Annotated in this window: 14 protein-coding genes and 1 tRNA gene; 2 read left to right on the top strand and 13 right to left on the bottom strand. The window is 66.8% G+C overall.

Annotated features, from left to right (window positions below; all coding sequences use genetic code 11):
• Together AC1DHD_RS05305 and AC1DHD_RS05300 are read right to left on the bottom strand one after the other, a co-directional pair.
• Positions 1 to 915: molybdopterin-dependent oxidoreductase (locus AC1DHD_RS05305; RefSeq protein WP_476878701.1), on the bottom strand; the 915-nt coding region annotated here is incomplete at its 3' end.
• Between the two features lie 150 nt (positions 916 to 1,065).
• Positions 1,066 to 1,368, bottom strand: coding sequence for an antibiotic biosynthesis monooxygenase family protein (locus AC1DHD_RS05300; protein WP_476878700.1), 303 nt, complete (start codon positions 1,366 to 1,368; stop codon positions 1,066 to 1,068).
• A gap of 894 nt (positions 1,369 to 2,262) precedes the next feature.
• Between AC1DHD_RS05300 and AC1DHD_RS05295 the strand changes: the two genes are divergently transcribed.
• Positions 2,263 to 3,042: an alpha/beta fold hydrolase gene (locus AC1DHD_RS05295; RefSeq protein ID WP_476878699.1), complete on the top strand. Its 780-nt coding sequence runs from the start codon at positions 2,263 to 2,265 to the stop codon at positions 3,040 to 3,042.
• Between the two features lie 225 nt (positions 3,043 to 3,267).
• Here AC1DHD_RS05295 and AC1DHD_RS05290 read toward each other — a convergent pair.
• Positions 3,268 to 3,349: transfer RNA gene (locus AC1DHD_RS05290), tRNA-Leu, on the bottom strand.
• A 208-nt stretch (positions 3,350 to 3,557) separates the two neighbouring features.
• Here AC1DHD_RS05290 and AC1DHD_RS05285 point away from each other — a divergent pair.
• Positions 3,558 to 4,163: an ANTAR domain-containing response regulator gene (locus AC1DHD_RS05285; RefSeq protein ID WP_056739732.1), complete on the top strand. Its 606-nt coding sequence runs from the start codon at positions 3,558 to 3,560 to the stop codon at positions 4,161 to 4,163.
• 90 nt (positions 4,164 to 4,253) lie between these two features.
• Here the strand turns inward: AC1DHD_RS05285 and pyk are convergent, their stop codons facing one another.
• The 10 genes from pyk to AC1DHD_RS05235 all read right to left on the bottom strand — a co-directional run.
• Positions 4,254 to 5,753: a pyruvate kinase gene (gene pyk, locus AC1DHD_RS05280; protein WP_476878698.1), complete on the bottom strand. Its 1,500-nt coding sequence runs from the start codon at positions 5,751 to 5,753 to the stop codon at positions 4,254 to 4,256.
• A gap of 90 nt (positions 5,754 to 5,843) precedes the next feature.
• Positions 5,844 to 7,301, bottom strand: coding sequence for a glutamate synthase subunit beta (locus tag AC1DHD_RS05275; protein ID WP_476878697.1), 1,458 nt, complete (start codon positions 7,299 to 7,301; stop codon positions 5,844 to 5,846).
• Positions 7,294 to 11,910 (bottom strand): glutamate synthase large subunit, encoded by a 4,617-nt coding sequence (gene gltB / locus AC1DHD_RS05270; RefSeq protein ID WP_476878696.1) that lies wholly within the window; start codon positions 11,908 to 11,910, stop codon positions 7,294 to 7,296. The genes AC1DHD_RS05275 and gltB overlap by 8 nt, the downstream gene beginning before the upstream one ends.
• A 270-nt stretch (positions 11,911 to 12,180) precedes the next feature.
• On the bottom strand, positions 12,181 to 13,470 hold the full coding sequence (gene lgt, locus AC1DHD_RS05265; protein ID WP_476878695.1) for a prolipoprotein diacylglyceryl transferase: 1,290 nt from the start codon (positions 13,468 to 13,470) through the stop codon (positions 12,181 to 12,183).
• Between the two features lie 3 nt (positions 13,471 to 13,473).
• The gene (gene trpA, locus AC1DHD_RS05260) at positions 13,474 to 14,274 is read right to left on the bottom strand and encodes a tryptophan synthase subunit alpha (RefSeq protein ID WP_476878702.1); all 801 of its coding nucleotides are present in this window, start codon (positions 14,272 to 14,274) and stop codon (positions 13,474 to 13,476) included.
• Between the two features lie 29 nt (positions 14,275 to 14,303).
• Positions 14,304 to 15,662: a tryptophan synthase subunit beta gene (gene trpB, locus AC1DHD_RS05255; RefSeq protein WP_476878694.1), complete on the bottom strand. Its 1,359-nt coding sequence runs from the start codon at positions 15,660 to 15,662 to the stop codon at positions 14,304 to 14,306.
• Positions 15,663 to 15,754: 92 nt separating this feature from the next.
• Positions 15,755 to 16,570 (bottom strand): indole-3-glycerol phosphate synthase TrpC, encoded by an 816-nt coding sequence (gene trpC / locus AC1DHD_RS05250; RefSeq protein ID WP_476878693.1) that lies wholly within the window; start codon positions 16,568 to 16,570, stop codon positions 15,755 to 15,757.
• 2 nt (positions 16,571 to 16,572) lie between these two features.
• Positions 16,573 to 16,860 (bottom strand): HGxxPAAW family protein, encoded by a 288-nt coding sequence (locus AC1DHD_RS05245; RefSeq protein WP_476878692.1) that lies wholly within the window; start codon positions 16,858 to 16,860, stop codon positions 16,573 to 16,575.
• Between the two features lie 91 nt (positions 16,861 to 16,951).
• Positions 16,952 to 17,572 (bottom strand): Trp biosynthesis-associated membrane protein, encoded by a 621-nt coding sequence (locus tag AC1DHD_RS05240; RefSeq protein ID WP_476878691.1) that lies wholly within the window; start codon positions 17,570 to 17,572, stop codon positions 16,952 to 16,954.
• On the bottom strand, positions 17,569 to 18,257 hold a 689-nt coding region (locus AC1DHD_RS05235), incomplete at its 5' end, for an anthranilate synthase component I family protein (RefSeq protein ID WP_476878690.1). The genes AC1DHD_RS05240 and AC1DHD_RS05235, both read right to left, overlap by 4 nt.

The raw sequence follows: 18,257 nt of genomic DNA, 5'->3' as shown, positions 1-18,257 counted from the left end.
GTGGACCAGCGTGGCGGCGTTGGTGTACGCGCCGACGTATTCTCTGAACCAGAGGTCGTTAGTAATGACGTAGTTAATGAGCGCGCCCAAGAGAACAACGTCAGAGCCAGCCCGGATGGGAATGTGCTTATCCGCGACCGCGGAAGTACGCGTGAACCGGGGGTCGATGTGGATGACCTTAGCTCCGCGCGCCTTAGCCTCGGCCACCCACTGGTATCCCACGGGATGGCATTCGGCCATGTTGGAACCCTGAATGACGATGCAGTCGGCGTTACCCATGTCCTGCAGTGATTGCGTCGCACCACCGCGTCCAAACGAGGCTCCCAAACTGGGAACCGTGGCGGAGTGTCATATGCGGGCCTGGTTCTCGGTCTGCACCGCCCCGGCTGCGGTGAAGAGCTTCTTGATCAAGTAGTTCTCTTCGTTGTCCAGGGTTGCGCCGCCCAACGAAGCGATGCCCATGGTGCGCCGCAGCAGCCGTCCTTTATCGTCTTCCTGCTGCCAGGTCCTGCGGCGGGTTTCGATGAACCGGTCCGCCACCATGTCCACGGCGGTAGCGAGGTCCAGCCGTTGCCACTCGGTGGAACGCGGGGCACGGTATAACACCTTTGTCTGCCGGCCCGGCGAGTTAACCAGCTGCTCGCTGGCCGAGCCCTTGGGGCACAGCCGGCCGCGGGAGATGGGCGAATCGGGATCGCCCTCAATCTGGACAACCTTCTCGTCCTTGACGTAGACGCGCTGACCGCAGCCGACGGCGCAGTAGGGGCACACACTCTGCACAACACGGTCCGCGGTTGATGTACGCGGGACTATCGCCTGGGTCTTGGCGGAGGTGACTGACGGCCCGCGGCCCAGCAGATCGCCGGTGCTCAGCTGCCGGACGACCGGCCATTGAAGAAAACTTCGCGGTGCCATCTTCGGAGCTTATCCCAGATCACATTGGGAGCAACAGGAAAGCGATCCGCGATTCGTGTCGCGCGCTCTGATAGAACGTCTTTCCCGAGATTCGTCCTGCTGTCATAAGCCATGGCTGCTACAGTCTCTTGCGCCACCGCGCTACCTACGCTACTGAGGAGCGGAGCTCACGAGCTCGAAGTGTTCGACCAAAGGAAACGGCTTGTAGAACTTATGCAGAAGCTCCCGCCACTGCTGATACTGCTGGGATTCCCTGAAGCCAACCGTGTGGTCCTCTAGGCTGTCCCACTGCACGAGAAGTAAGTAGGTGTTGGGTGTTTCGATCGAGCGTGAGAGCGACAACGAGACGAAGCCACGCATCGACGCTATAACCGAACGAGCGCGGTCGAATGCTGCCTGGAATTCTTCTTCTTGGCCGGAAATGACGGGAAGCAGCGCGTGTTCGGTAATCATCCGGTCAGTCTTGCAGATTCCCGCCGCGGCGGGATAAGGAACTTCCTAGGACGACTGACATGCATCTTTTCAACGTGCGGGCCCGGCTTGTCGGCCGGTCGTCAGAACTTCATGTGTCGGGGGCGGATGGCCACCACCTTAATGATCCCGGCCAGTCCCGGCGGCACTGCTACAAGGGCCGCGAAATGGGGCAGGAGGCTGTCCCCCGCCGTACCGCTTACCGGATCGTACGCCAGGCTGATTGTTCCGGTGTAGTTGTGGTCCCGCAGGCCAATCGTCAGAGCGACGCAACCCCCAGATGTGTCGGCACATTAAAGCAAAAACCCCTCTGACGAGGGGTTATGCGTGCCCGAGGTGGGACTCGAACCGGGTCCCAGCCCCTGAATTTCCGCCGCTCCCCGATAACCTCCGCAATCCGGCCCAGTCCGGCACCAGCACGACCCGTTCCGAAGTCCGGGGTGTGCAAATTGCACACCCTCGCTGGTGACCACTTTGGCGCAACAGGCTGCCAAAGCGGCAGTCCGCGGGGGCAGTTGTGGCTTGAACGCGATTTCGCTCCGATTTGACGAGTAAGCCTCCGGAACCGGGCCGGCTTCGAACAAGCACAGCACTACGGGGCGGCCCTCATGCCGGAAATCGATGACGATCACGCCGGCGGTTCCTCCTTCCGACATCACCGACCGCTCCGGCGCGGACGGGACAGAAAACGACCTACGCGGGTTCGGCCCGAGGACACCCGGAAGTTCTCACTGTCGCCGTCGTATCCGGCGCTCTCCACCACGGTGGTACTGCTGTTTCTAGCACTGCGCTCAGCGCCGCGTATCGCTGTGCCGTCGAGCCTTTCGCCGGATGACTCTTGACCAGACATGTTGCACCGCCCCCTAGAGTGAAGTCATGCTGCACTCAACCCGGCAAGGCTCCGGTAAGCCACTCCTCCTGGTCCATGGACTCGGTTCCAGTATTGGTAACTGGAATCCGGTAATCCCGGCGCTGGCCGCTGAACGCGATGTAATCGCCGTCGACCTCCCCGGTTGCGGCGAATCCGCGCCGCTGACCGGCGAAACCACCATTGCCACGCTGACCGATGCCGTCGAAGCCTTTATCCGCGACGAGGAACTGGGTGACATTGATCTGGTAGGCAGCTCCATGGGCGCCCGGATGGCATTGGAAATGGCACGGCGAGGGCACGCTGGCACCACGATCGCACTGGACCCTGGTGGATTCTGGAATGACCGCCAGGCAGCGATCTTTGGTGCAAGCATCAAGGCATCCGTCGCACTGGTGCGCCGCATCCAACCGGCGCTCCCCTTCCTCACGGGCAACCCCGTGGGCCGGACGGCCCTGTTGGCTCAGTTCTCCGCCCACCCATGGAAGCTGCCGCAGGATCTGGTGCTGCATGAGCTTCGCGGGTTCAAGACATCGACCAGTCTGGACCCGGCCCTCAACGCGCTGATTCACGGACCCCGCCAGGAAGGCGCACCGGCTGGTTCTCTCAAGGGCAAAGTGGTCATTGGATGGGGGCGGAAGGACAAGGTCACCGCTCCGAGAGAGGCGGCGCGGGCCACGGAGCTGTTCCCGGATGCAACGCTGCACTGGTTCGAAAACTGCGGTCACTTCCCGCACTGGGACCAACCAACGGAAGCGGCGCGCCTGATCCTCGATAGCACCGGCTGAGCTGCGGCTGAGCGCCGGGGCGGAGCCATTAACGTTGAGTTGGCTTCAGAAAGATGGAACCTGCCCCGGCTCGAAATGATGCATTTGTTGCATTTGACGGAGGATGTTCACGCGGTGACCAAGAGCCTTAGTCCGCCCGTTGAAGGCGCCCTCACGGACGCCCCAAAAAAGTTCAGCCTTTTCAACACCAAACCAACAAAAAAGCCTTAACCTGCGATAACACTGTGCCCGAGGTGGGACTCGAACCCACACACCTTTCGATACCGCATTTTGAGTGCGGCGCGTCTGCCAATTCCGCCACTCGGGCGCGGAGTACACCGGCTGTCATATTCGCGGCCCCAGGTCTCCTGTGAGCAACGCGATCGCTTCCGGTGCGCGAAATTACTCTACATGCAGATAGGCTGAATTCCAGAATCGCGCCAGTGACGCCGCATCGATCCCTACCGGCCCCCAGTACACCCGCGGACGCGCCACAGAATGGCTCACCGCCCGCCGTACCTTTCCAAGGAGTTCCCGTGTCAGAACAGACGGAGTCAACCCCCACTTCCCAGCCCGCGCGCCGCGTTGTGGTCGCCGAGGATGAGACCCTCATCCGCCTGGACATCATCGAAATCCTGCGCGGCGAAGGCTACGACGTGGTCGGCGAGGCGGACAACGGCGAGAAGGCCGTGCAGCTCGCCGAGGAACTGAAGCCGGACCTGGTCCTCATGGACGTCAAGATGCCGGTCATGGACGGTATCTCCGCCGCTGAAAAGATCGTCAAGGCACGCATCGCCCCCGTGGTCCTGCTGACCGCGTTCAGCCAGAAGGAACTCGTGGAGCGGGCCCGCGACGCCGGTGCCATGGCCTACGTGGTCAAGCCCTTCACCCCGGCGGACCTGATCCCGGCCCTGGAGATCGCTCTGTCCCGGCACGAGGAGATCAAGGCCCTCGAGAGCGAGGTCAGCGACCTGCAGGAACAGTTCGCCACCCGCAAGCTCGTCGAGCGTGCCAAGAGCCTCCTGACCACCAAGATGGGCCTGACGGAGCCGGAAGCGTTCCGCTGGATCCAGAAGACCTCCATGGACCGGCGCCTCAGCATGCGCGAGGTTGCCGAGACCATCATCAACCAGGTCAACTAGCGCGAACACAAAAAACACAAGCACAAAAGGGAGGGTCCCCGCCGCGGAAAACCAGCGGCGGGGACCCTCCCTTTGTGTCTCCGGCGAAGACTAGAGCTTGGCGCTCTTCTTCTTCTTTTCCGGCCACGGGCCCACCTTGTCCTTGGCCCCGGCGTTCTCGCTGTGGCTGCCGGCGTCGGCGAGGTCGCCCACCTTGTGGACCTTGAGCATGTTCGTGGACCCGGCCTTACCGGGAGGGGAACCGGCGGCAATGACCACCATGTCGCCGTCGTCCACCAGGTCCATTTCCAGCAGGCTGCGGTCAACCTGTGCGGTCATCTCGTCGGTGTGGCCCACCATCGGGACCAGGACGGGCTGGATGCCCCAGGTCAGCGCGAGCTGGTTCCAGACGTGCTCCACGGGGGTGAAGGCGAAGACCGGACGGATCGGGCGCAGGCGGGAGAGGCGGCGTGCCGAGTCACCGGACTGGGTGAAGGTACAGATGTACTTTGCTTCCAGCTGGTCGGCGATTTCGACGGCGGCACGGGTGATGGCGCCACCGCGGGTCTTGGGCTTGGTGCCCAGCGGGGGGACGCGCTCCAGGCCGTGGACCTCGGTGGATTCGATGATCCGGGCCATGGTCTTGACGGTCTCGATCGGGAACTTGCCCACGCTGGTCTCGCCGGAGAGCATCACGGCGTCCGCACCGTCGAGCACGGCGTTGGCGCAGTCGGAGGCCTCGGCACGCGTCGGGCGCGGGTTGTCGATCATGGATTCCAGCACCTGGGTGGCCACGATGACGGGCTTGGCCCAGCGGCGGGCCAGCTCGACGGCGCGCTTCTGCACGATCGGCACTTCCTCAAGCGGAAGCTCAACACCGAGGTCGCCGCGGGCCACCATGATGGCATCGAACGCGTCGATGATTTCGGGGAGCTGCTCCACGGCCTGGGGCTTCTCGATCTTGGCGATCACCGGCACGCGGCGGCCTTCTTCGTCCATGATCTCGTGGACGCGCTTGATGTCCGAGGCGTCGCGCACGAAGGAGAGGGCCACCATGTCCACGCCGCGGCTCATGGCCCAGCGGAGATCGTCCTCGTCCTTTTCGCTCAGCGCCGGCACGTTGACGGCCACGCCGGGGAGGTTGATGCCCTTGTTGTTGGACACGTAGCCGCCGACCACTACAGTGGCGACGACCTTGACGTCGTCGACCTCGATGGCGCGCAGCGCCACCTTGCCGTCATCGATCAGGAGGGCATCGCCCGGGTTGACGTCCTCGGTGAGGCTCTTGAGCGTCGTGGAGCAGATGTCCTTGGTGCCCGGGACGTCCTCGGTGGTGATCGTGAACGTGTCACCGACGGCCAGCAGGTGCGGTCCGTCGACGAAGCGGCCCAGGCGGATCTTGGGGCCCTGCAGGTCGGCCATGATGGCAACGGCCTTGCCGAGCTGCCCCGCGGCCTTGCGGACGTTCTCGTAGGTGTTGTCGTGCACGGAGTAGTCTCCGTGGCTCATGTTCATCCGGGCAACGTCCACCCCGGCTTCCAGAACAGCGAGCGTGTTCTCGAAGCTCGCGATCGCCGGTCCAAAGGTGGCCACAATTTTAGCGCGTCTCATATACCTACCCTAGTTGTCTCTTGGTTGTTTTTAGTTGTCGCGGAGAAGAACGGCCGATGGCCGGCCCGGGCCCGGAGGGGGCCGGACCGGCTACAGGACCGCGATCGCCCGGTCGGTCGGCGCTACTGGCGCCGGGAGAACGGTGCTTCCCATCAGGAATTTGTCCACCGCCGCAGCGCACGCCCGGCCCTCGGCGATCGCCCAAACGATCAGGGACTGGCCGCGGCCGGCGTCTCCGGCGACGAAGACCCCTTCGGTGTTGGTCATGTAATACCCGTCACGGGCCACGTTGCCGCGGCCGTCGAACTCGGCGTTGACCTGTTCGGTGATGCCGGCCGGTTCGGCGCCGGTGAAGCCCAGGGACAGGAAGACCAGGTCCGCCGGGATCACCCTCTCGGTACCTGCCTTGGGCAGCCGCTTGCCGTCGACGAATTCCGTCTCAGCGACCTTCACGCCGGTCAGCTTGCCGTTCTCGCCGACGAACTCCACGGTGGAGGCGAGGTAGCTGCGTTCGCCGCCTTCCTCGTGGGCGCTGGCCACCTCGAAGAGGGTGGGGAACGTAGGCCAGGGCTGGTGCGCCGCACGCTCGGCGGAAGGCTGCTTGCCGATCGCCAGCGTGGTCACCGACGCCGCCTGGTGCCGGTGGGCGGTGCCGAGGCAGTCCGCGCCGGYGTCGCCGCCGCCAAGGATGACAACGTGCTTGCCCGCGGCGTTGATCTGGTTTTCCACCGTCTCCCCCGCGACCACGCGGTTGGCCGGGACGAGGTAGTCCATGGCGAAGTGGACGCCCTCGAGCTCACGGCCCGGGATGGGCAGGTCCCGCGGGACGGTGGCCCCGGTGGCGACCACCACGGCGTCGTAGCGCCGGCGCAGCTGCTCCCAGGTCACGTCGGTGCCGACTGCGACGCCGGTGCGGAAGCGGGTGCCTTCGGCCTTCATCTGGTCCAGGCGGCGGTCCACCTGCTCTTTTTCCATCTTGAAGTCGGGGATGCCGTAGCGCAGCAGCCCGCCGATTTTGTCGTCGCGTTCGTACACGGCGACGGTGTGGCCTACGCGGGTCAGCTGCTGCGCGACGGCCAGTCCGGCGGGGCCGGAGCCGACGACGGCGACCGTCTTGCCGGAGAGGCGGGCCGGCGGCAGCGGGTTGACCCAGCCGTTGTCGAACGCCTGGTCAACGATGGAGACCTCCACCTGCTTGATGGTCACGGCGGGCTGGTTGATGCCCAGTACGCAGGACGCCTCGCAGGGTGCCGGGCAGAGCCGGCCGGTGAACTCAGGGAAGTTGTTGGTGGCGTGCAGCCGCTCCATGGCTTCCTCGCCCTTGTCCCGCCAGACGAGGTCGTTCCATTCCGGGATGAGGTTGCCCAGCGGGCAGCCCTGGTGGCAGAACGGGACGCCGCAGTCCATGCAGCGGCCGGCCTGGCTCTTCAGGACACCCTTTTCCTGGGCTTCGTAGACCTCTTTCCAGTCCATGATGCGGACCGGGACGGGACGGCGCGGCTGCGTTTCACGCTGGCGTACTTTCAGAAATCCGCGTGGATCAGCCACCGGTCACCTCCAGGATTCGAGACCAAACTTCTTCGCCGTCGGGGTCCAGGCCCTCTTCGATGGCGTCAAGACGGGTTTGCAGGACGGCCGCGTAGTCGCGCGGCAGCACCTTGGTAAGGCGGGCTGCGGTGTCATCGAAGTTCTCCAGCAGCCGGGCCGCGAGCTGCGACTCCGTCTCCTCGAGATGCTTGACCAGCAGGCCGTGGACAATGTCGCGGTCCTCGGCGTCGAGCTCGCGCAGCTGCAGCTCGCCGGCGTCGAGGGCCTGCTTGTTGACCCGTTCGGTCTGCAAGTCCAGGACGTAGGCGGTGCCGCCGGACATGCCGGCGCCGAAGTTGCGGCCGGTGCGGCCGATGATCAGTGCCTGGCCGCCGGTCATGTACTCGCAGCCGTGGTCGCCGATGCCTTCGACCACCGCGGTGGCGCCGGAGTTACGCACCATAAACCGCTCCCCCACCTGGCCGCGGAGGAACAGCTCGCCGCTGGTGGCGCCGTAGCCGATCACGTTGCCGGCGATCACGTTGCGCTCCGCCTGGAAGACGTTGGTGCGGTCCGGGCGGACGATGATCCGGCCGCCGGACAGGCCCTTGCCGACGTAGTCGTTCGAGTCGCCGAACATCCGCAGGGTGATGCCTGCGGGCAGGAACGCGCCCAGGGACTGGCCGGCGGTGCCGGTCAGGGTGACGTCGATGGTGTCCGTGGCGAGCACGTCCGTGCCGAAGGTCTTGGTGACCACGTGGCCGAGCATGGTGCCGACCGACCGGTCCGTGTTGATCACGTCGACCGAGATCTTCACCGGGGTGCGGTCGCTCAGGGCCTCGGCGGCCATCGCGATCAGGCGCTGGTCGAAGTGCTTGTCGAGTTCGTGGTTCTGGCCGGTGAGGTTCCGCAGCGGGGCGTCGTCGTCGAACTCTAGCCCGTGCAGGATGGGGTCCAGGTCCAGGCCCTCGGCCTTCCAGTGGCTGATCGCCTCACGGGTGTCGAGCATTTCGGCGTGGCCGATTGCCTCCTCCAGGCTCCGGAAGCCGAGCTCGGCCAGGATTTCCCGGACCTCTTCGGCAAGGAACTCGAAGAAGTTGACCACAAACTCGGGCTTGCCGTCGAACCGGGCGCGCAGTTCGGGGTTCTGCGTGGCGACGCCGACGGGGCAGGTGTCCAGGTGGCAGACGCGCATCATGATGCAGCCCGAGACCACCAGCGGTGCGGTGGCGAACCCGAACTCCTCGCCGCCCAGCAGCGCGGCGATCACAACGTCGCGGCCGGTCTTCAGCTGGCCGTCCACCTGCACCACTACGCGGTCGCGCAGGCCGTTGAGCATCAGGGTCTGCTGGGTCTCGGCCAGGCCGAGTTCCCAGGGGACGCCCGCATGCTTGAGCGAGTTCAGCGGCGAGGCGCCGGTGCCGCCGTCGTGGCCGGACACCAGGACGACGTCGGCCTTGGCCTTCGTGACGCCGGCGGCAACGGTGCCGATGCCCACCTCGGAGACGAGCTTGACGTGCACTCGGGCCGAGGGGTTGGCACGCTTGGCGTCGTAGATCAGCTGCGCGAGGTCCTCGATCGAGTAGATGTCGTGGTGCGGGGGCGGGGAGATGAGGCCGACGCCGGGCGTTGAGTGCCGGGTCCGGGCCACCCAGGGGTAGACCTTCTGGGCCATCAGCTGGCCGCCCTCGCCGGGCTTCGCGCCCTGCGCCATCTTGATCTGGATGTCATCGGCGTTGGAGAGGTACAGGCTCGTGACGCCGAAGCGGCCCGAGGCGATCTGCTTGACGGCCGAACGGCGGGTGGGATCCAGCAGGCGGTCCACGTCCTCGCCGCCCTCACCGGTGTTGGACTTTCCGCCCAGCCGGTTCATGGCGATGGCGAGGGTCTCGTGCGCCTCCTGCGAAATGGAGCCGTAGCTCATGGCACCGGTGGAGAACCGCTTGACGATGCTGGAGACGGGCTCCACTTCCTCGAGCGGGACCGCCGGGCGCAGGCCGCCCTTGAACTTCAGGAGCCCGCGCAGGGTCATGAGGTTCTCGGACTGGTCGTCGACGCCGCGGGTGTAGGACTTGAAGATGTCGTAACGGCGTTCGCGGGTGGCGTGCTGCAGCCGGAAGATGGTCTCCGGGTTGAACAGGTGCGGTTCGCCGTCGCGGCGCCACTGGTACTCGCCGCCGCCCAGCAGCGGCTGGTGCGGCAGTTCGATGCCGCTTTCGGGGTACGCCATCCGGTGCCGGGCAGCGACCTCGGCGGCGATGATGTCCAGGCCGACGCCGCCAAGCTGGGAGTGGGTGCCGGCGAAGTATTCGTCCACGAGTTCCTGGCCGAGTCCCAGGGCCTCGAACGTCTGGGCGCCGGTGTAGGAGGCCACCGTGGAGATGCCCATCTTGGACATGATCTTCAGGACACCCTTGCCGAGGCCCTTGATCAGGTTGTAGACGCCGTCCTGCGGGGTGACGCCGGTGACGTCACCGGAGCTGATGAGCTGCTCCACCGACTCCATGGCCAGGTAGGGGTTCACGGCTGAGGCGCCGTAGCCGATCAGGACGGCGACATGGTGGGTCTCGCGGACGTCGCCGGCCTCGACCACCAGCGCGGTCTTGGTGCGGTTGGCGCTGCGCAGCAGGTGGTGGTGCACGGCGCTGACCAGCAGCAGCGACGGGATGGGGGCCCACTGGGCGTTCGAGTCGCGGTCCGAGAGGACGACGTACTGCACGCCGCGGTTGATGGCGCCGGAGACCTGCTCGCAGATTTCGGTGAGCCGGGCGCGCAGGGCGTTTTCGCCGCCGTCGGGCCGGTACAGGCCGCGCACTTTCATGGCGACGCGGTCGCCGTCGGCGTTCTCGATGTTGGCGATCTTGGCCAGCTGGTCGTTGTTGATCACGGGGAACGGCAACGAGACCTGCGGCTGGCGGACCTGCTTGGTGTCCAGCAGGTTGCCGTTGGGCCCGATGGCACAGGTCAGGGACGTGACCAGTTCCTCGCGGATCGCGTCCAGCGGCGGGTTGGTGACCTGCGCGAAGGACTGCACGAAGTAGTCAAAGAGCAGGCGCGGCCGCTTGGAGAGCACGGCCACGGGGGTGTCCGAGCCCATGGCGCCGAGCGGTTCGGCGCCGGTGCGGGCCATCGGGCCGAGCAGGATCTTCAGTTCCTCGGTGGTGTAGCCGAAGGTCCGCTGGCGGATGTTGACCGACGCGGCGGTGTGGACCACGTGCTCGCGCTCGGGCAGGTCCTTGAGGTCGATCAGGTTGTCCTTGAGCCATTCGGCCCACGGGTTGGCCGCGGCAACCTCCGCCTTGACCTCGGCGTCGTCGATGATCCGGCCGGCKTCSGTGTCCACGAGGAACATCTTGCCGGGCGAGACGCGGCCCTTCTTGACCACCTTGGCGGGTTCGACGTCGATCACGCCCACCTCGGAGGCGAAGACCACCAGGCCRTCCTCGGTGATCCAGTACCGTCCCGGGCGCAGGCCGTTGCGGTCCAGGGTGGCGCCGACCAGGTTGCCGTCGGTGAAGGAGACGGCCGCGGGGCCGTCCCACGGTTCCATCAGCAGGGAGTGGTACTCGTAGAACGCGCGCCGGGCCGGATCCATCGTGGCGTGGTTTTCCCAGGCCTCGGGGATCATCATCATGATCGAGTGCGTGATTGGGCGGCCGGAGAGCCAGAGCAGTTCGGCGACCTCATCGAAGGACGCCGAATCGGAGGCGCCCGGCGTGCAGATCGGGTACAGCTCCTCGGGGCTGTCCCCGAGCAGCGGGTTGGCAAGCTGCGACTGGCGGGCGCGCATCCAGTTCCGGTTGCCCTTGACCGTGTTGATCTCACCGTTGTGCGCGATAGTGCGGAACGGCTGGGCCAGCGGCCAGGACGGGAAGGTGTTGGTGGAGAAGCGGGAGTGGACAATGGCGAGCTTGGTCTTGAAGCGCTTGTCCGAAAGGTCAGGGTAGAACGGCTCCAGCTGCGCGGTGGTCAGCATGCCCTTGTAGACGATGGTCCGGGATGAGAGCGAGGGGAAATACACGCCGAACTTGTTCTGGGCGCGCTTGCGGATCCGCCAGGCCCGGGAGTCCAGTTCATTGCGGGACAGCGTTTCGCCGGTGCTGGAGGCGAAGAACGGCTGCGCGAAGTACGGCATACAGGCCCTGGCCATGGCGCCGACCAGGTCCGCGACGATCGGCACTTCGCGCCAGCCCAGGACGGTWAGTCCCTCGTCGGCCGCGAGGCCTTCGATGCCGGCTTTGGCGCCGTCGGACTCGCGCTGTTCGGCGGGCAGGAAGGCGGTGCCGACGACGTATTGGCCGGCGGCCGGGAGCTCGAAGTCGGTGACTGCGCGGAAGAATTCGTCCGGAACCTGCATAAGGAGGCCGGCGCCGTCGCCGGTTCCCTCGTCGGCCCCGACGGCACCGCGGTGTTCGAGGTTGCGCAGGGCGGTCAGGGCGGCGTCAACAATGTCGTAGCCGGGCTCGCCGCGGAGGGTGGCGATGATGGCCAGGCCGCAGGCGTCCTTCTCCTGCTCCGGGTTGTACAGCCCGGCCGCTTCCGGCAGGGCCGCGAAGAGCTTGAAGGGTGAAACAGCCGCGCCGGGCTGGTCCGGACCGGACCAGCTGGGGCTGTGAAGAGTTTGGGTCATGGGAGACGTCCTTCCTCCTGATCGTGCGTATGGGAGGGACAACATTGGCCCGAATCGGTGCGCCGGTGTGACGGGCACAACAACGTGATTTTCCTACTGGAATTGTAGGCCAGCGCCGCTTCCTGTACGAACAGTTACGCGGGCCGCAAGCCCGGGTTTGCCTAGCGCGCAGCTGTCTGCTGCCTGCTGTCCTACGCACACCCCTTGCCACAACGCTGTGGACCCGGACCCAGCTGGCGGTCGCCCTGCAGTCCGGTTACCGGCGCTGTGTTACTTGGTGATCCCAGCGTCCGGGGCGGCCCCGGAAGCCCGGCGTCCGGATACTCCGGTTGCCGGTTCTTCCTCCATGGCGGGCGTGGTGCCGCCCGTGGATTCCCCGGCCGCCACAGCCTGGGCTGCGGGGCGGTCCGGACCGCTCTGGTTATCCCGGAGATTATCACGCGATTCATTATCTGAGACAGCGGCGTCCGAATGGCGGACGACGTCGGGGCGCGCGGCAGTGTCCGCCTCGGCGGTGTCCGTGGTGGCGGCAGCGCCGTCGTCGGAAGTGCCGGCGTCTGCCTTTTCGGCGTCGACGGCGTCCGCCGTCTCGGCGTTGTCAGCGTCGGCGTCGTTGCCGGCAACGGCGCCCTCCTCCGCGTTGTCGGCCGCGGGTTCGGGCTCACGGCCGGGCAGGTACGGGGTATCCGTCCCGTCCGTCTTGCGTAGGCCGAGGAGCACGAAGATCACGGCCGCGGCGATCAGCACGAAGATGCTGGTCCAGACGTTGAGCCGGGTGGTGATGCCGAAGAGGTTGATCTGCTCCGCGTCGTCGATCCGCATGGCCTCGATCCAGACGCGGCCCAGGGTGTAGTAGATGGCGTAGAGCCAGAAGAGGCGGCCGCGGCGGAACGAGAACTTCCGGTCCAGGGCCAGCAGCACCACAACGCCCACAAGGTTCCAGAGGGATTCGTAGAGGAAGGTGGGGTGGAAGAGTGTGTCGGCGGGCATACCGGCCGGGAAGTTGGGGCTGTTGGGGTCCACCTGGAGACCCCACGGCAGTGTGGTGGGTCCGCCGAAGAGTTCCTGGTTGAAGTAGTTGCCCCAGCGGCCGATGGCCTGGGCCAGCAGGAGGCCCGGAGCTGCGGCGTCCATAAAGGCGCTGAGCTTGACGCCGGCCCGGCGGCAGCCGATCCATGCGCCGAACGCCCCAAGGACCACGGCGCCCCAGATGCCGAGGCCGCCGCGCTGGATCTGCGGGATCAGCGACAGGTCGCCGGTGCCGTCGAAGCCGGGGCCGAAGTAGGCATCCGGCGAGGACACCACGTGGTAGAGGCGGCCGCCGATGATGCCGAACGGGATGGCCCAGATGGCGATGTCCCAGACGCTGCCCTCAGGGGCGCCGCGGCGGGCCCAGCGACGTGAGGTCAGCCAGAGCCCGACGATGATGCCGGCCAGGATGCAGAGCGCGTAGGCGTGGATGCGCAGGGACCCCCAGGGCAGCGGGATATCGAAGCCGGACCAGACCGGGCTCGGAATGCTCGCGGGAACCATCGCTGCCGCGTGGAGGACTGACTGCATTGCTTACGCTTCTTCCTTGGTAAGGCCGGTGCTGAGCTCTTTCGTCAAGGACGCTACAGCATCCACGCCGCCCTCACCGATCGCCGCGACGAGGGCGGTGCCAACAATGACACCGTCGGCGTAGGCGGCGATTTCGCGGACGTGGTCAGCGTTGGAGACGCCCAGGCCGACGCAGACCCGCTTGGCGCCTGCACCGTGGGCCGCGGCGACAACGTCCTTGGCTGCGGTGCTGACGGAGGCGCGGGCGCCGGTGACACCCATGATGGAGACGGCGTAGACGAACCCGCGGCTCGCGTCGACAGTGCGCTTCATGCGCTCCGGCGACGACGACGGGGCCACGAGGAACACCCGGTCCAGTCCGTACTTGTCCGAGGCCGCCATCCACTCCGCAGCCTCGTCCGGRATSAGGTCSGGCGTGATSAGCCCSGCTCCCCCGGCKTCGGCCAASYGGCGGGARAAYTCGTCCACGCCCATCCGGACMACGGGGTTCCAGTAGGTCATGACGAGGACGGCGGCGTCGGTCTTGCTGGTGATGCCGCGGACGACGTCGAAAACCTGCTTGACGTGGAATCCCTTGGCGAGGGCTTCCACGGTGGCGGCCTGGATGACCTGGCCGTCCATCACGGGATCCGAGTACGGGATGCCGATCTCGATCAGGTCGGCGCCGTTTTCAGCCAGGGCGATGCCGGCGGCGATGGTGTCCTCGACGCTCGGGTAGCCGGCGGGCAGGTACCCGATGAGGGCGGCGCGGCCCTGGGCGCGGGCGCGGTCGATGGCGGCGGCGGACTTACTGGTGTTGGGCATGGTGCCCCCGGCGCTGTTCTCGGCAGTGTTCACAGCTGCTCCCCCTCCTGGGCGATCTCGTGCTCGGGTGAATCCTTGTCCAGCAGGTCGAACCATTCCGCGGCGGTGGCCACGTCCTTGTCCCCGCGGCCGGAGAGGTTGACGATCACGACCTTGCGGGCCGCTTCCTCGGCGTCGCCGGCGTCGGCGGCGAGCCGCCGCCCCACCTTGATGGCGCCGGCGAGGGCGTGCGCGGATTCGATGGCCGGGATGATGCCCTCGGTCCGGCACAGCACGCGGAACGCCTCCATGGCTTCGCTGTCGGTGATGGGTTCGTAGCTGACCCGGCCGATGTCGGAGAGGTAGGCGTGCTCCGGGCCGACGCCCGGGTAGTCCAGGCCGGCCGAGATGGAGTGCGACTCGATSGTCTGGCCGTCGTCGTCCTGCATGAGGTAGGAACGGGCRCCGTGCAGCACCCCGGGCTTGCCGAGGGTGATGGTGGCCGCGTGCCGGCCGGTGTCCACGCCGTCTCCGCCGGCCTCGAATCCGTAGATTTTCACCGACGGATCGTCCAGGAAACCGTGGAAGATGCCGATGGCGTTGGAGCCGCCGCCGATGCAGGCGCAGACGGCGTCCGGCAGCCGGCCGGTCTGGTCCAGGATCTGGGCGCGTGCTTCCTCGCCGATGACCTCGTGGAAGTACCGGACCATGGCCGGGAAGGGGTGCGCCCCGGCGGCGGTGCCCAGCAGGTAGTGGGTAGTGCCCACGTTGGCGACCCAGTCGCGGAGTGCCTCGTTAATGGCGTCCTTGAGGGTCTGGGAGCCGTTGGTCACGGGGATAACGGTGGCGCCCAGCAGTTCCATCCGGGCCACGTTGAGGGCCTGCCGGCGGCAGTCTTCGGCACCCATGTAGACCACGCATTCGAGGCCCAGCAGGGCGGCGGCGGTGGCACTGGCGACGCCGTGCTGGCCGGCGCCGGTCTCGGCAATCACGCGGGTCTTGCCCATCCGCTTGGCCAGGAGCGCCTGGCCCAGGACGTTGTTGATCTTGTGCGAGCCGGTGTGGTTCAAGTCCTCGCGCTTGAGGAAAATGCGCACCCCGCCGGCGTGCTCCGCGAAGCGCTTGGCTTCGGTGAGCAGGGAGGGCCGGCCGGAGTAGTTCTTGTTCAGGTCCGCGATTTGCGCGATGAACTCGGGATCGGCCTTGGCTTTCTCGAAGGTGTCCTCGAGCTCGTCCAGGGCGGCGATCAGCGACTCCGGCATCCAGCGGCCGCCGTAAGACCCGAAATAGGGTCCCGGGGCGTGGCGCAGGGACGGCGTTGCTTCAGTCCCGCCGCCTTCCGGCCGGTTGCCTTCCAGGAACGCGTCCACGGGGTTGTCTTCTGAGCCGGCTGTTGGCGCATCGACCATCAGTCTCACCATCCTGTTCCACTGCTAACTAGATCTGGGGTGCCGCACGGAAGCACCGCGTACTCCGGCCAGCTGCCCGGCCGGTCCGCGGGTCAGGAACGTGCGGCGATTTCTTCGGCGCCCGCAGCCATAAATTCGGCGATCCGTTCGCGCGGGGTAGCGTCGCTGACCAGCGCCTCGCCCACCAGGACCGCGTTGGCGCCGCTGGCCGCGTAGTGCCGGACGTCGTCCACACCGCGGACCCCGGACTCGCCCACCACAAGGGACCCGGCGGGAATGCCGGCGGCGAGCTGCGCGAACAGCGACCGGTCGACGTCGAGCGTCTTCAGGTTGCGGACGTTGACGCCAATGATTTTGGCTCCGGCGTCCACGGCGCGTTCGATTTCGCCGGGCGTGTGGGTTTCCACGAGCACATTCATGCCGAGCTCGTGGGCGAGTGCGCTGTACTCACGCAGCTGGGCATCCGTCAGGGACGCGACGATCAGCAGGATCAGGTCGGCGCCGTGGGCACGGGCCTCCCAGAGCTGGTACTCGTCGATCATAAAGTCCTTGCGGAGCAGCGGAATGTCCACGGCCGCACGGACAGCATCGAGGTCCGCCAGGGATCCGTTGAAGCGCCGCTGTTCGGTGAGGACGCTGATCACGGCGGCACCGCCGTCGGCGTACTGGACGGCCAGGGCTGCCGGGTCGCCGATGCTTGCGAGGTCGCCCTTGGAGGGGCTGCGCCGCTTGATCTCGGCGATCACCTTCAGCTGGCTCCGGTCGGAGGGGCCGCCGAGGGCAGCCCACGCGTCCCGGGCGGGTGCCGCCGCGGCTGCACGCTCTTTCAGTTCGGCAAGCGTGACGAGGCGCTGGCGCGCCYCCATATCCTCCCTGACACCGGCGTTGATGTCATCGAGAACAGTCACTCTTAGTGGCCGGAGTTCTTCAGCTTGCTGCCACCGACGCCGTAGCCGGCTTTGCGCATCACGAAGCCCACCACGAGGCCGATCAGCATCACCACGGCGCCCGCGACAAAGATCGGGGTGTTGGCGATGACGAAGGCGATGGCTGCGATGAGGGCGCCGATCAGCATTACGATCACCGTGGTCCAGGCCGCCGGGCTGTTGCCGTGGCCGGTCGGCTCGCTGTGGTCGACGTCGTCATAGATGCCGGTGCCGGCAGCGGGCTGGGGTGCGGAAACAGGGGCTTTGCTCATGGAAATCTCCTCAGGATCAATACTGCTTACATTCTGCCATTTTTTGGCGGTGCTATTGGCCGCATTGCGCGCCAGGCCCGCTGTACCCGGCTCAGGTGGGGTCGTCACCGCGGGACAGGCGGTCCCAGCTGTCGATCTCGTCAGTCGGCCGCGGGGTGCCCGAAGCGCCGCTGGTGGCGGCGGCGTCGTACTTCGTGCGGCTCTTCCAGTACCGTCCGGCGGGGACCAGGGCCAGCGCGCTGAGTCCCAGCAGGGCACCGGCGACGACGGCGATCACCGGGAAGACGGTCACGGCGACCTGCACGTTGCTGCCGCTGATGCCGGTGGCGGCTGCGATGGAGCCCTGCGCCGCAGCGAGCGGGCCGGCCAGCACGGTTGCGGCGGCGGCAACGATCCCGGCGGCGGCCAGCAGGATGATCGCGGTGATGACCCAGCGGGCGATGCGTCCGGCGATGGATGCGGCGAGCCCGCCGGCCAGGGCAACGAGCGCGAGGGCGGTCACGGTGGTGGCCGCCTTGCTGCCCTGGACCTGCAGCCCGTCCTGGCTGCTGACGCCCTGGCCGAGCTGGCTGGGATCAAGGTGCACGGTCAGCCACGTCTGGGTGGTGGTGCCGAACACCGCGAGAGCCAGGGCCGCGATCACCAGGACCAGGGTGGATTTGCGCGCCCAGCGGGGCACCGCCGGGCTGGTGCTCTTGATAGTGCCGGTCATGGCTGCTCCGTTCCGGTGCCGGCCACCGTCTCGGCGGTGATGTTGTGCAGCGACCCGGCCGTGTGCACGGCACGCAGCGGCGCGGCGGCCTTGTTCACGGTTTCCTGCGCCTCGGTCGGATTGACCGAATCGGCCACTATCCCGCCCCCGGCCTGCACGTAGGCGCGGCCTTCGCGAAGGAGCGCCGACCGGATGGCGATGGCCATGTCCATGTCGCCGGCGAAGTCCAGGTACCCCACCACGCCGCCGTAGATGCCGCGGCGGTGGGGTTCGAGCTCGTCCAGGAGGCGCAGGGCGCGGGGTTTGGGAGCACCGGAGAGGGTGCCGGCCGGGAACGTGGCCTTGAGGACGTCGTAGGCGGTGGCGTCCGGGGCCAGCTTGCCCACCACCGTGGAGACCAGGTGCATGATGTGGCTGAAGCGCTCCACCTCCATAAACTGCGTCACGTCCACGGATCCGGCGACGCAGACCTTGGAGAGGTCATTGCGGGACAAATCGACCAGCATCAGGTGCTCGGCGCGTTCCTTCTGGTCCGCGAGCAGTTCCTCCGCCAGGGCCTTGTCCGCCTCGATGGTCTTGCCGCGGGGCCGTGAGCCGGCGATCGGGTGGGTGATGACTTCCTCGCCGGTGACGGTGACCAGGGCTTCCGGGGAGGAGCCCACAATCGAGTACTGCCGGCCGGCTG

It is taken from the genome of Arthrobacter sp. 05L45_2 (assembly GCF_056397525.1).
The sequence above is the reverse complement of the archived record's forward strand: the minus strand, read 5'-3'. Positions and strand labels throughout refer to the sequence as shown.